Origin of the sequence: Marinobacter sp. tcs-11 (genome assembly GCF_002049515.1) — a bacterium.
Taxonomy (GTDB): Bacteria; Pseudomonadota; Gammaproteobacteria; order Pseudomonadales; family Oleiphilaceae; genus Marinobacter; species Marinobacter nauticus.
Map to the genome: position 1 here is coordinate 78,575 of NZ_LLYU01000008.1, position 12,864 is coordinate 91,438.

The following is a 12,864-nucleotide window of genomic DNA, read 5'->3' on the forward strand; positions in this document are numbered from 1 at the left end:
AAAACGATCAATCTCCGGGAGGCTACCCATGGAACACGAATTCTGGCACGAACGCTGGGCAAAAGACCAAATCGGCTTCCACGAAGGCACGGTTAATCAGTACCTGCATGACCACTGGCCCGAACTGGCAGGCAACGGCACCGACGCCGTGTTCGTTCCCCTGTGCGGCAAAGCCCATGACATGTGGTGGCTGCACGATCGCGGGCATCCGATTATCGGTGTGGAGTTAAGCGAGGTTGCCTGCAAGGACTTTTTCGAGGAAGCGCAGGAGAAAGCCAGCGTTCACCCGGGCGAACCCTTTACCACCTTCCGCCATGACGATCTTCAAATCTGGTGTGGGGATTATTTCCAGCTGGTGCCGGACGACCTCAAACACATTCGGCTGGTGTACGACCGGGCTGCCCTGATCGCCCTGCCCCCGGAAATGCGCAAGAGCTATGTCAATCATCTCACCGCTATTATTCCGGACGACACCAGAATCCTGCTGATCACGCTGGATTACGACAGTTCGGAAATGCAGGGCCCTCCGTTCAACGTTACCGACGACGAAGTGTTCAGGCTCTACGGTGAGGATTATGAGATCAATCAGGTGCTGAAACGGGACATGGCCCGTGACAACCCGTTTGCCAAACGCCGGGGCCTGAGAAACGGCGCCACAGAGAGTGTTTTTACCCTCGTCAAGAAATAACCTTAGATCATGGGCGGTAAGTCCCTGGTGTCCCGTCTGGCTTACCGCCCGAAACATAATTTAATGAACCTAATTTGACTGCTCACTGTCCAACCCCCGAACTCTGAACTAAGCTCAGATTAAGCAGGCCGGAAACCTCCGGATAACGTATACCTGCTTAACACCATCCCATTCATTCCTTAACCAGACACACCGCCGGGACAGGCGGCGAAACAGCAACGGGGACATTGCGTGAATTTATAACAGGCAAGAGTAAGCGAGGGGCCATCTATGAGCATTCTGCAGCACTTCAAAGACCGGTATGAACAGACTCAGGAGGAGGAATACTCCCTTGAGGAATACCTGGAGATCTGCAAAAAGGACCCAACGGCATACGCCACCGCCGCGGAGCGGATGTTGATTGCCATCGGCGAACCAGAACTGATCGATACCTCCCGTGACCCCCGCCTGTCACGCATCTTCTCGAACAAAGTCATCAAGCGTTACCCCGAATTTGACGAGTTTTACGGCATGGAAGATGCCGTCGAAAACATCGTTTCGTTCTTCCGCCACGCAGCCCAGGGTCTGGAGGAGAAGAAGCAGATTCTCTACCTGCTCGGCCCCGTTGGCGGCGGTAAGTCTTCCCTGGCCGAGAAACTCAAGGCCTTGATGCAGAAGGTCCCCTTCTACGCCATCAAAGGCTCTCCGGTAAACGAAAGCCCGCTAGGCCTGTTCGACCCGGCCGAGGATGGCCCGATTCTGGAAGAGGAATACGGCATTCCCGGCCGCTACCTGAAAAACATCATGTCACCCTGGGCAGTCAAACGCCTGCATGAGTTTGGCGGCGACATCAGCCAGTTCCGGGTGGTTAAACGTTACCCCTCGGTGCTGGACCAGATCGGTGTATCCAAGACCGAGCCGGGCGACGACAACAACCAGGACATCTCGGCCCTGGTGGGCAAGGTCAACATCCGCATGCTGGAAGACTATTCCCAGGATGATCCGGATGCCTACAGCTTCAGCGGCGGCCTGTGCAAAGCCAACCAGGGGCTGATGGAGTTTGTGGAAATGTTCAAGGCACCGATCAAGGTGCTGCATCCGCTACTGACGGCCACCCAGGAAGGCAACTACAACACCACCGAGGGCATGGGCTCGGTGCCCTTCGACGGCGTGATCCTGGCCCACTCCAATGAATCCGAGTGGCAGACGTTCCGCAACAACAAGCACAACGAAGCCTTCCTGGACCGGGTGTACATCGTCAAGGTGCCCTACTGTGTGCGGGTCACTGAGGAGATTGAAATCTATCGCAAGCTGCTGAAGCACAGCTCACTGTCCGGAGCGCCCTGCGCACCCGACACTCTTGATATGCTGGCCCAGTTCTCGGTGCTGTCGCGGATCAAGGAGCCGGAAAATTCCAGCATCTTCTCCAAAATGAAGGTATACGACGGCCAGAGCATCAAGGACACCGACCCCAAGGCCAAGTCCATCCAGGAGTACCGGGATGCTGCCGGGGTGATGGAAGGCATGGACGGTCTGTCTACCCGCTTTGCCTTCAAGATCCTGTCAAAGGTATTCAATTTCGACACCACCGAGATTGCCGCCAACCCTGTGCACCTGCTCTATGTGCTGGAAAAGCAGATCGAACAGGAACAGTTCCAGCCGGAGTTGCAGGAAAAATACCTGCGCTTCATAAAGGAATACCTGGCGCCCCACTACGTCCAGTTTATTGGCAAGGAAATCCAGACGGCTTATCTGGAAAGCTACAGCGAGTACGGCCAGAACCTGTTCGACCGCTATGTCACCTATGCCGATTTCTGGATTCAGGATCAAGAGTTCCGGGACCCGGAAACCGGCGAGATTCTGGACCGTTCCTCCATCAACGATGAGCTGGAGAAAATCGAAAAACCGGCGGGCATATCCAACCCGAAGGACTTCCGCAACGAAGTGGTCAACTTTGTGCTGCGGGCCCGGGCCAACAACGGCGGCAAGAATCCGTCCTGGCTCAGCTACGAGAAGCTGCGCAGCGTGATCGAGAAGAAGATGTTCTCGAACACCGAAGACCTGTTGCCGGTGATTTCCTTCAATCCGAAGGCCAGCCAGGAAGACCAGAAGAAGCACAAGCAGTTTGTGGAACGCATGGTTGACCGTGGGTACACCGAGAAACAGGTTCGCTTGCTCGCCGAGTGGTACCTGCGCGTCCGGAAATCCCATTAACGGCCAGCGGGAGCAGTACCATGGGTATGACCCACATTGTTGACCGGCGCCTGAACGGCAAGAACAAGAGCGCAGTGAACCGGGAACGGTTCCTGCGCCGTTACCGCCACCACATCAAGAAGGCGGTGTCGGATGCCGTGCAGAAGCGCTCCATCACCGATATCGAACGGGGCGAGAAAGTAAGCATCCCCGCCCGGGATATTGACGAGCCCATATTCCACCACGGCCACGGTGGCCGGCGCGAGGTGGTGCACCCCGGCAATCAGGAATGGGTGGCCGGGGACACCATCCCCAAACCCGAGAGCGGCGGTGGCCAGGGCCAGGGGCAAGGCCAGGCCAGCCCGGACGGAGAAGGCATGGATGAGTTCGCCTTCCAGATTACCCAGGAAGAGTTTCTCGACTTCCTGTTCGACGATCTGGAGCTGCCCAATCTGGCCCGGAAAAAACTCAAGGACACCGAAGCCTTCAGTTATGTACGCTCGGGCTTCACCACCCAGGGCGTGCCCGCCAAGCTGGATGTAGTGCGTTCCCTTCGGGGCGCCCACGCCCGGCGTCTGGGCCTGGGCGGCGCGCGCAAGAAAAAGATCCGGGACCTGGAAAAACAGCTCGAGGCGCTGAAAAGCGCACCGAATGATCTCGATCCGGCCTTCAGCCATGAAGACCAGATCAAGGTGCTGGAAGAGGAAATCGCGCGGCTGAAAGCCAACGTCAAACGCATTCCTTTCATTGACGAGATCGACCTGCGCTACAGGCAACACCTGAAGCAGCCCAAACCCGCCACCAGTGCGGTGATGTTCTGCCTGATGGATGTATCCGGTTCCATGACCCAGATGCACAAGGACATCGCCAAACGCTTCTTTATCCTGCTGTATCTGTTCCTGAAGAAGAACTACAAGAAAATCGAAGTGGTGTTTATCCGCCACCACACCAGCGCCAAGGAAGTGGACGAAGAAGAGTTCTTCTACAGCCGGGAAACCGGGGGCACCATTGTCTCCAGTGCTCTGAAACTGATGCACCGGATTGTCGAAGCCCGATACTCGCCGGCGGAATGGAATATCTATGCCGCCCAGGCGTCCGACGGCGACAACTGGAACGATGACTCCCCCATCTGCGGCAAGCTGCTGTCTGAGCGGATTCTGCCGCTGGTGCAGTACTACTCCTACATCGAAATCACGCCCCAGGATCACCAGATGCTCTGGTACGAATACGAGAAAATCATGGAGCAGTTTCCCCAGAGCTTCGCCATGCAGCAGATTGCCGATCCTGGCGACATTTACCCGGTCTTCCGACAGTTGTTCGAGAGGAAAGCGGCATGAGCAGCCTGATTGATCGCCCGAACGCACCGGAGAGCGAACAACCCAAGGCAGGTAAGCCCATTTCCACCAGTTCGGAATGGACCTTCGAACTGATCCAGAAATACGATGAGGAAATTGCCAAATGCGCCGCCGAGTTTGGACTGGACACTTACCCGAACCAGATTGAAGTGATTACCGCCGAGCAGATGATGGATGCCTACAGCTCCGTCGGCATGCCAGTGGGCTATCATCACTGGTCCTTCGGCAAGCAGTTCCTGCAAACCTCCAAGGGCTATCAGCGGGGCCAGATGGGGCTGGCCTATGAGATTGTGATCAATTCCAATCCCTGTATCGCCTACCTGATGGAAGAGAACACCCTGCCCATGCAGGCCCTGGTGATTGCCCACGCCAGCTATGGCCACAACTCGTTCTTCAAGGGCAATTATCTGTTCCGCACCTGGACAGACGCCAGTGCCATCATCGATTACCTGGTGTTTGCCCGGCATTATGTGTCGGAGTGCGAGGAGCGACACGGCGTGGATGCCGTGGAAGAAATTCTCGACTCCTGCCACGCACTGATGAACTACGGCGTTGACCGCTACAAGCGCCCTGCCCCGATTTCAGCCGCCGAGGAGGCCCGCCGGCAGAAGGAGCGGGAAGAATACGAACAACGCCGCATCAACGATCTGTGGCGAACCATCCCCAAAGCAGAGGACGACGGGGACCCGATTCGCCGCAGGCCCCGATATCCGGAGGAGCCTCAGGAAAACCTGTTGTACTTCATCGAGAAAAACGCGCCTTTGCTGGAAACCTGGCAGCGGGAACTGGTGCGCATCGTGCGCAAGCTGGCCCAGTATTTCTATCCACAACGCCAGACCCAGGTAATGAACGAAGGCTGGGCCACGTTCTGGCACTACACGCTGTTGCACCGGTTGTACGACAAGGGGCTGGTGAACGATGGCTTCATGCTGGAATTTCTGCAAAGCCACTCCGCCGTGGTATACCAGCCACCCTTCAACAGCCCATGGTATTCCGGCCTGAACCCCTACACCCTGGGTTTCTCCATCTTCACCGATCTTCGACGCATCTGTGAAAACCCTACCAATGAGGACCGGGAATGGTTCCCGGACATCGCCGGTACAGACTGGCTGGAAACCCTGCATTTCGCCATGCACAACTTCAAGGACGAGAGCTTTATCCAGCAGTTCCTGTCACCGAAGGTGATGCGTGACCTGAAGCTGTTCGCCATCGAAAGCGACGATCGGGAAGACCACTACACCGTCACCGCCATTCACGATGAGCCCGGTTATCGCGCGCTGCGGGAAAAGCTGGCCCGCCAATACAACCTCAGTTACCGGGAGCCGAACATTCAGGTATGGAGTGTGGATATTCGCGGTGATCGTTCGCTAACCCTGCGCCACATCCCGGTAGACCGAGTGCCACTGGGCCAGGAAACCGACGAAGTGCTGCGGCACGTACACCGGCTATGGGGCTTTGATGTGCATCTGGAGAGCGTGGATGAAGGCACCCTGGTTGAAGAGCATCACTGCCCGCCGCGGGCCTTGGACGATGAGTGAGATGGAAAGCGCACGCTGGCCTGTAACCCTCCGAGCGGGGATCGGGCCAGGGTCAGCGTGCCGCCATACAGTTCAGCCAGCTCTTTGACGATCGCCAGGCCCAGACCGGAACCGGACCGGTTTTCATCCAGCCGGGTGCCCCGTGTCAGAGCCTGCTCGATATCGGCGTCAGACAGGCCAGGACCGTCATCTTCCACCATCAGCGCCAGACCATCCGGCAAGCCTTCTACCCGAAACTTTACCTGACTTTCCGCCCAGTTGATGGCATTTTCCAGCAAATTGCCTGCAATTTCCTGAAGATCCTGCTGTTCAAACCGAACCGCGCCCGTATCGCCCAGGTCGCTTTCGAGGGTAACGCCACGGCGTTGCGCGAGAGTATTGAGTGCCGACAGCACCGGCGCCAGGGTTTCACCAAGATCCACACGCCCCAGGGCGGCCGGTCCGGCCGCTGAAGCCCTGGCCAGATGATGGCGCACGGCGTCATCGATGCGGCTCAGTTCGGTACGGAAAGCGGTTCTCTGCACCGACGGCAAACGATCACTCAGGGTGGTAAGCACAGATACCGGCGTTTTCAGGGCATGGGCCAGATTGCCCGCAGCCGAGCGCCCCCGCTCAATCAGTATCTGATCCCGCTCAAGCACCTGATTCATGGCCTCGGAGAGTCGCGCGAGTTCTTCGGGCAGATCACTGGTCAGTGAACGGGTCTGGCCGGACTCCATAGCCCGGAGATCCCGCTCCAGACGCCGAAGCGGTGCAAGGCCCCAGCGGATCTGCAACCCGATCATCACCAGTAACAGCGTACCGAGCGTGGTCAGCGAAACCACCAGCAATCGGTTGAAGCGCGCAACCTGGGCATCCAGCTCCGCCTGGTCGGCCGCGACAGACACCGATAACCAGCCTTCGAAAGCCGGTAACTGGACATCCCGCTCCACTATCCGAAGTGTCTGGCCACGCGGCCCCGGGACCTGGGCCCAGTCCGGACCCCGGCCACTGATCTGTGGCAGTCGCTGGTCCCACAATGACCGGGAGGTGATCACCCGCCCGCTGTTGTCGTTCACCTGCCAGTACCAGCCGGAATAAACCCGCTCGAAGCGCGGATCGCCCAGTTGCGGGCCCGGGGTCAGTTCACCGGTCTCGGGGTCAGGCTCAATGCCGGCAATGACCACATTCAGGAACGATAACAGGCGCTCATCAAAGGACTGGCTCAGCGTCTGGCGAAAGTTCCAGGCCAACACGGTACCGGCCAGTGGCAACACCACCAATACCAGTACCAGGGCAGACACCAGCATGCGCGACGCCACCGGCCAGCGGCGCAGGCGTGTCAGCATCGGGATGGTTCCCCGTGACCGTTCATGCGATAGCCCTGGCCACGGATGGTCTCGATAGCCTGGGCGCCGAGTTTGCGCCGCAACCGGCTGACCTGGACATCGATAACATTGGAATCCGGCTCCTGGTCGCCGTCATAGACATGTTCGGATAACTCGGTGCGGGACACGATTCTGGGCGCTGCGTGAATCAGATGCGATAACAGCCGGAACTCCTGAGCCGTGAGTGAAACCGGCATACCTGCTCGGGTCACCTGCCCGGCGTGGGTATCGAGGGCGATGTCGCCCACGGTAATCACCGGGTGGGCATGGCCATGGGCCCGGCGCACCAGGGCCCGCAGGCGGAACAGGATTTCCGCGGTTTCAAAGGGTTTGGTGACATAGTCATCGGCACCGGCAGAGAACCCGGCGGCTTTGTCGGACCAGCGCTCCCGGGCGGTCAGAATCAGCACCGGCAGATCAATGCCCCGTTCCCGCCAGCCGGCCAGCCACTGGCTGCCATTACCATCCGGCAGCCCCAGATCCAGCACCACCGCATCATAACGTTCGGTGCTCACCAGAAAGTCAGCCGTGCGGCCGTCATCGGCCACCTCCACCAGCAGCCCGGCATCCTGCAAGGCACTGGCCAGCCCTTGTGCCAGCGCAGCATCGTCCTCCACCAGAAGAATTTTCATCAGCGTTTCATGCCCTGAATGTTCCTGCCCTCTATCTCCAGAACCTCTCCGGTCCGGGCATTGATCTCAAACTCCACCACCTGCCCTTCCGGGCCCAACAGCTCGATCTCGTAGAGGATCTCACCATCATCTTTCTCGATGTCCACATCGATCACGTCTCCGCGCCAGTCACGGGCCAGGCTGTCGAGGATTTCGCTCAGGGGCTTGATACGGCCGGCTTTCACCTCGTGGTGCAGGCGCCGCCAATCATCGTCATCATCGGCACAGGCCACCTGGGCAAACGGCAACGCGCCCACCGCAAACAGGGTCAGCAACAATACCCGGAACACCCGGCGGGAAAACCGGTCGGCAGGTAACAACGATGAATTTAAACGAGGTCTGGTCATGGTGTTTATGGTGACAAAAGCCAGATGAACGAATCATGAATGAGCCTATCACGATGCTGAAAGCCCTGCCCCGTTAATCTGGACTCAAGCTGGTAGCCAACAGGGCAGAACCGGCAGCTTTCCAAACACAGATAAGCAAGGAGAACACCATGAAAAAGACTCTGACCATCGCACTGATCAGCGGCCTTGTCGCAGCTCCCGCAGCCTTCGCCAAAGGCAGCTTTGACGATGCCGAACGCATGCTGCAGGTTGGCAGCGACTACGGGATCAGCCATTTCCAGAGCATCGAGTTTGATGACGACCATGATGATGACATCGAGGTTGAAGGCTGGATGGGGCAAGACTGGTTTGTGGAACTGGACCTGAACGGCAACGGGGACATTGAACGGGAGCAGCGCCGCAAGCCCAAAGGCGAAGTGTACGGTCTGGACGCTGACGACGTGCGTACTTATATGAAGGCCGCACAGCAGCAAGGCATGCACATGCTGGAAGTATTCAAGGTTGACCGTAACGGCTATATTGAAGTGGAAGGCGAAGACGACAATGGCCGGGAACTGGAAATCGACTTCCGCTCGGGCAACCCGGAACCGGTAAAGGTTGAGAGGGACGACTGAGGTTGAGCAAACCAGACAGCTCTGAAAACACAACCAGCCAGGCAAGCACCCTTCCCCCGGTGCTAGCCGGGCCCCTCCTGCGCCATACGGCGCAGGATGCCCTTACTCTCTGGCTGATCACATCCCGGCCAACAGAACTTTTCCTGCGCCTCTCCCACGGCGACACGCACCTGATCAACCGGAACCTGGCCGAAAACGAGCTTAGCCAACTGCAGGTCGGCACCCGGGCCTGGCTCAACCTGATCAGTGTCACGCCGAAGAAACCACTGCCAACCGATGTCCGCCTTGAGTACGACCTGGGGCTCCAAACAGACCGTGATGCCGATACCCTGTGGATTCGGGACTGGGCGCCACACCTGTGCCCCGACGACCAGGCCCGCCCGGGATTTATGATCAAATCCCGGCTGGACAGAATTCTGCACGGCTCCTGCCGGCGCCCTCACCACCCTTCGGCAGACGGCCTGACTCGTGTTGACCGGGAAATACAAACGGCAACCACCCTTGAAGACACCCCGGCGCTGCTGTTATTGACCGGAGACCAGATCTACGCCGATGACGTTGCCGGCCCGATGCTGCATGCTATCCACTGCGTGATCCACCAACTGGGCCTGTTCCAGGAGCCGCTTGAGGGCGCCTCGTTGTCCCACAGCCGCGAGCTTACCTCCAAGGATCAGGCCTACTACCATCGCGACAAACTGTTGCCAGAGTCGGAATTCAACGAGGATCTGACCGAGCGTTTCTTTGGCGGCGTGCGCAAACCGGTGTTCACCACGGCCAATGCGGGTAACCACCTGATCTCCTTTGCCGAAGTGGTGGCCATGTACCTGCTGGTATGGTCACCAACGCCCTGGCAGTTTGTCACCGATGCGGAACCGGTCACTAACTCCGATGATGTAGAACGCTATCGCAAGGAGCGGAAAACCATTGAGCGTTTCCGGGAAACACTGCCAAGCGCCGCCCGGGCACTGGCCAACCTGCCGGTTTACATGATCTTCGATGATCACGACGTTACCGACGACTGGAACCTCTCGGCGCTTTGGGAAACCACCGCCTATGAACATCCGTTTTCACGGCGAATCATTGGCAATGCCCTGCTTGGCTACCTGCTGTGTCAGGGATGGGGAAACCAGCCTCAACACTTTGCTGGCCTGTTACAGGAGTGTCGCAGTCTGTTCCAGTCAACCGACAACCAGCATGAACTCGACAAGGCCAGACAGGATGCGCTTATTGATCAGCTGCTCCACTTCGGTCACTGGCATTACACGCTCGATACGCGCCCCAGACTGGTGGTGCTGGACACCCGGACACACCGCTGGCGCAGCGAGATGCGCCGCAGCCATCCCTCGGGCCTGATGGACTGGGAAGCCCTCACCGATTTCCAACAGACGATCATTGGCGAAGACGCTGTTGTGGTGGTGTCTCCCGCCCCCATCTTCGGGGTCAAGCTGATTGAGATCATCCAACGGATTTTCACCTGGTTCGGCAAGCCACTTCTGGTGGATGCAGAAAACTGGATGGCCCACCGGGGAGCCGCCAGTGTACTCCTGAACATTTTTGCGCATCCGAAAACGCCCAGGCACTTTGTCATCCTCTCAGGGGACGTGCACTACTCCTTCGCCTACGACGTCACCCTTCGCCACAAGCGAAACAGCCCCCGTATCTGGCAAATCACCAGCAGCGGTATCAAGAACGAGTTTCCGAACGGGCTGCTGGAGTGGCTGGATCGACTGAACCGCTGGCTGTTTGCGCCCTGGTCACCTCTGAACTGGTTCACCAAGCGTCGGCGCATGAAAATCTCGCCGCAGTTACCCGAAGGCCGGGAGGCGGGAGAGCGACTGTGGAACGCGTCCGGAATCGGCGACGTGCGGTTGGATGAGACCGGCTCACCCACTGCCATCCGGCAACTGAACGCCAATGGCGGCGGGACCTGCTTCCGGGGTGATCGTCATGACTCAGGTTCCTGAGGTCAAAAAACCCATTCCAACCCGGCATAAAATGTTGTTCCTGGCCCGGGTTCAAAATAGCCGCGTTCCGCCACTGGCCGGTTGGCATTGGCGTTAATCCGAACGTTGGCGTAGTAATCCTCATCCAGCAGATTGCGTATACCGGCGTACAGATTGAGCGCCTGTTCTCCGAACCGCAGAGTGTCGCCAACGCGGGCACCTAGCAGCCAGTAATCACTTACTTTGGTCTGGTTGCTGTTCTCGGCGTACACCTCGCCCACATACTGCCATTCAACCGCAGCAAAGCGGCCTGCCTGGCCCCGCCATTCCAGCTCCGACACCCATAGCGTTGAGGGCAGGCCCGGGATGTCATTGCCGTCTGCCTCATTGCCTTGCTCATCCGTGAAATCACGCAACTCATAGTCGGCCAGAGTCAGGGCGCTGGTCAGCCGCCAGGCATAGGACATGTCCCAGGCAAGCCCCAGTTCGAGTCCGTCGCGGCGGGTTTTGCCGGCATTTTCGTAGTAGGTTCGGCCATCAATCTCGTAGGGCAGAATTTCACCCTCTACCCGGACCGAGAACAAGGCCAGGTCATAACTGACACCGTCCCCGATACCCCCACGGATGCCCACTTCACGGTTGAGGGCCTGTTGGGGGTCAATATCGGGATTGAATCCGCCGGCACCGGATGGATTGGCAAACTCGGTAAAGGTGGGAGACTCAAAGGCCGTGCCAAGGGTAGCGTACACCTGATGCCGAGGCGCCATGCGATAACTAACGCCGGCCACACCGCTGTATTCCCGGAAAGTTCGGCTACCGGAGTTGTCGCCATCCTGTTGCCACTGATCGTCAATGGAGAGCCGCAACCTATCCCAGCGCCCGCCCAGCGACAGGTTCAGGCGCTCGGTCACGGCCAGATCGCCCTGGGTGAACACGGCGGCGTTGGTGGCGTTCTGGGTCTCCTGCTGGGTCTGCGCTTCGATGACACCGGCTTCGGCCCGGTAGCGCCGCCGGTCATCTGACTGCCGATGCACGTCCACGCCGGTCACCCAGGTGAGTGGCAGCCCCGCCAGCGTCGACACCTGCTGGTACTGGGAACTTACCCCATAGAACTGGCGATCAAAGGCAACGCGATTGCTGCCCGGGAATGGCAATTGCTGGGCGAAATCCCGCCGGCTGAAGAAGGTGTTGACCAGGAGCTCGCCGGGCAAAGCCGCAGCGTCACGGTACTGCAGCCCGAAGGTCTGCTGATCCACGAACTGTTGGCTGTCGAACCGTTCGGCATTGGTCGTGGCCTGCTCCGGGTCCTGTTCCGCCTGGGTTTCCGACAACCCGCCCGGGTCTTCGGCCTTGGGATTATGCAGAGCATTGAACGTGGCGGTCAGCCTGCGCCCGGCCTCGATGTCGTGGGATAGCCGGGCATTGAACAGCCCCTTCTCCGCCTCACTCTGGTTACGGTGACCATTCACGTTCAGCCAGGACAGCGTGGCAATGGCACTGGTATCGCCACGAACTCCGTTGCCCTGAATAGTGGCCTTGCGATAATCGTGACTGCCACCATCCAGCCTGAGTCTCGCCCCTTCGGGCAACTCATCTCCCAGTGCGGTGGTGATATCGATAACCCCGCCGGCGGCATTACCGTATTGAACAGAGGATGGCCCTCGAATAACTTCAATGCGTTGGGCGGAATCCAGATCGATCGCATCTACCTGGGACTGGCCATCTGGAAGGGTGTAGGGAATGCCATCCACCTGAATGCGGATACCCCGGATACCAAAGGGCGAGCGGCCACCAAATCCACGGGTAGACAGGCGCAGGTTCTGGGCGAAGTTGTAACGGTTCTGGAAAAACAGCCCCGGTACAGTATTCAGGGATTCGTCCAGCTGCAGGCGTTGCTGACCCTGGCGGATATCCGGCGCCTGAACCACAGAAACCGCCGCAGGCGTTTCGTACAGGTCGCGAACCAGTCTGGAAGAGGTGACTTCCAGCACCAGGGTTTCCTCGGGTTCCGTTGTCTGCCCGAAGGCCAGGCTGCCGGTGGTGGTCAGCACCGGAGCCAGTACCAGAAGCAAAAAAGGTTTCTTCAATTAGCCTTCCTACGCAAGTTACACGGGCAACCACTCACCAGTTATACGCCCGAAGTGGATCATCATGCCCACGCCGGGAGGT

General features: G+C 58.6%; 10 protein-coding genes. 6 read left to right on the forward strand and 4 right to left on the reverse strand.

What is annotated here, in order from left to right; all coding sequences use genetic code 11:
• The first annotated feature begins 28 nt into the window (after positions 1-28).
• The 4 genes from tmpT (at position 29) to ARC85_RS10785 (ending at position 5,753) form a co-directional block, all read left to right on the forward strand.
• Entirely contained in the window at positions 29-688 is a 660-nt protein-coding gene (gene tmpT / locus ARC85_RS10770; RefSeq protein ID WP_011786497.1) for a thiopurine S-methyltransferase, read from the forward strand.
• A 270-nt stretch (positions 689-958) separates the two neighbouring features.
• On the forward strand, positions 959-2,881 hold the full coding sequence (locus tag ARC85_RS10775) for a PrkA family serine protein kinase (protein ID WP_011786498.1): 1,923 nt from the start codon (positions 959-961) through the stop codon (positions 2,879-2,881).
• 20 nt (positions 2,882-2,901) lie between these two features.
• Positions 2,902-4,197, forward strand: coding sequence for a YeaH/YhbH family protein (locus ARC85_RS10780; protein WP_023008560.1), 1,296 nt, complete (start codon positions 2,902-2,904; stop codon positions 4,195-4,197).
• Positions 4,194-5,753 (forward strand): SpoVR family protein, encoded by a 1,560-nt coding sequence (locus ARC85_RS10785; RefSeq protein WP_023012225.1) that lies wholly within the window; start codon positions 4,194-4,196, stop codon positions 5,751-5,753. The genes ARC85_RS10780 and ARC85_RS10785 overlap by 4 nt, the downstream gene beginning before the upstream one ends.
• Here the strand turns inward: ARC85_RS10785 and ARC85_RS10790 are convergent.
• Genes ARC85_RS10790 through ARC85_RS10800 form a run of 3 tightly spaced genes read right to left on the reverse strand, consistent with a single transcriptional unit; the run spans position 5,720 to position 8,138 of the window.
• Complete coding sequence (locus ARC85_RS10790) at positions 5,720-7,081, reverse strand: sensor histidine kinase (RefSeq protein WP_114434545.1); 1,362 nt, start codon at positions 7,079-7,081, stop codon at positions 5,720-5,722. The two genes, ARC85_RS10785 and ARC85_RS10790, sit on opposite strands and share 34 nt — an antisense overlap.
• Complete coding sequence (locus ARC85_RS10795; protein WP_114434544.1) at positions 7,075-7,752, reverse strand: response regulator; 678 nt, start codon at positions 7,750-7,752, stop codon at positions 7,075-7,077. The genes ARC85_RS10790 and ARC85_RS10795 overlap by 7 nt, the downstream gene beginning before the upstream one ends.
• Positions 7,752-8,138: a PepSY domain-containing protein gene (locus ARC85_RS10800; protein WP_114434543.1), complete on the reverse strand. Its 387-nt coding sequence runs from the start codon at positions 8,136-8,138 to the stop codon at positions 7,752-7,754. The genes ARC85_RS10795 and ARC85_RS10800 overlap by 1 nt, the downstream gene beginning before the upstream one ends.
• Before the next feature lie 149 nt (positions 8,139-8,287).
• Here ARC85_RS10800 and ARC85_RS10805 point away from each other — a divergent pair, with 149 nt between their 5' ends.
• Positions 8,288-8,752, forward strand: coding sequence for a PepSY domain-containing protein (locus tag ARC85_RS10805; RefSeq protein ID WP_114434542.1), 465 nt, complete (start codon positions 8,288-8,290; stop codon positions 8,750-8,752).
• A gap of 2 nt (positions 8,753-8,754) precedes the next feature.
• The gene (locus tag ARC85_RS10810; protein WP_286714846.1) at positions 8,755-10,716 is read left to right on the forward strand and encodes an alkaline phosphatase D family protein; all 1,962 of its coding nucleotides are present in this window, start codon (positions 8,755-8,757) and stop codon (positions 10,714-10,716) included.
• Positions 10,717-10,718: 2 nt separating this feature from the next.
• Here the strand turns inward: ARC85_RS10810 and ARC85_RS10815 are convergent, their stop codons facing one another.
• Positions 10,719-12,782, reverse strand: coding sequence for a TonB-dependent receptor family protein (locus ARC85_RS10815; RefSeq protein WP_286714847.1), 2,064 nt, complete (start codon positions 12,780-12,782; stop codon positions 10,719-10,721).
• Positions 12,783-12,864 lie beyond the last annotated feature (82 nt).

Excerpts from the sequence above, each read along its gene's own strand:
- tmpT (WP_011786497.1), top strand. The coding sequence starts at position 29 with ATGGAACACGAATTCTGGCACGAACGCTGGGCAAAAGACCAAATCGGC.
- ARC85_RS10775 (WP_011786498.1), top strand. The coding sequence starts at position 959 with ATGAGCATTCTGCAGCACTTCAAAGACCGGTATGAACAGACTCAGGAG.
- ARC85_RS10780 (WP_023008560.1), top strand. The coding sequence starts at position 2,902 with ATGGGTATGACCCACATTGTTGACCGGCGCCTGAACGGCAAGAACAAG.
- ARC85_RS10785 (WP_023012225.1), top strand. The coding sequence starts at position 4,194 with ATGAGCAGCCTGATTGATCGCCCGAACGCACCGGAGAGCGAACAACCC.
- ARC85_RS10790 (WP_114434545.1), bottom strand. The coding sequence starts at position 7,081 with ATGCTGACACGCCTGCGCCGCTGGCCGGTGGCGTCGCGCATGCTGGTG.
- ARC85_RS10795 (WP_114434544.1), bottom strand. The coding sequence starts at position 7,752 with ATGAAAATTCTTCTGGTGGAGGACGATGCTGCGCTGGCACAAGGGCTG.
- ARC85_RS10800 (WP_114434543.1), bottom strand. The coding sequence starts at position 8,138 with ATGACCAGACCTCGTTTAAATTCATCGTTGTTACCTGCCGACCGGTTT.
- ARC85_RS10805 (WP_114434542.1), top strand. The coding sequence starts at position 8,288 with ATGAAAAAGACTCTGACCATCGCACTGATCAGCGGCCTTGTCGCAGCT.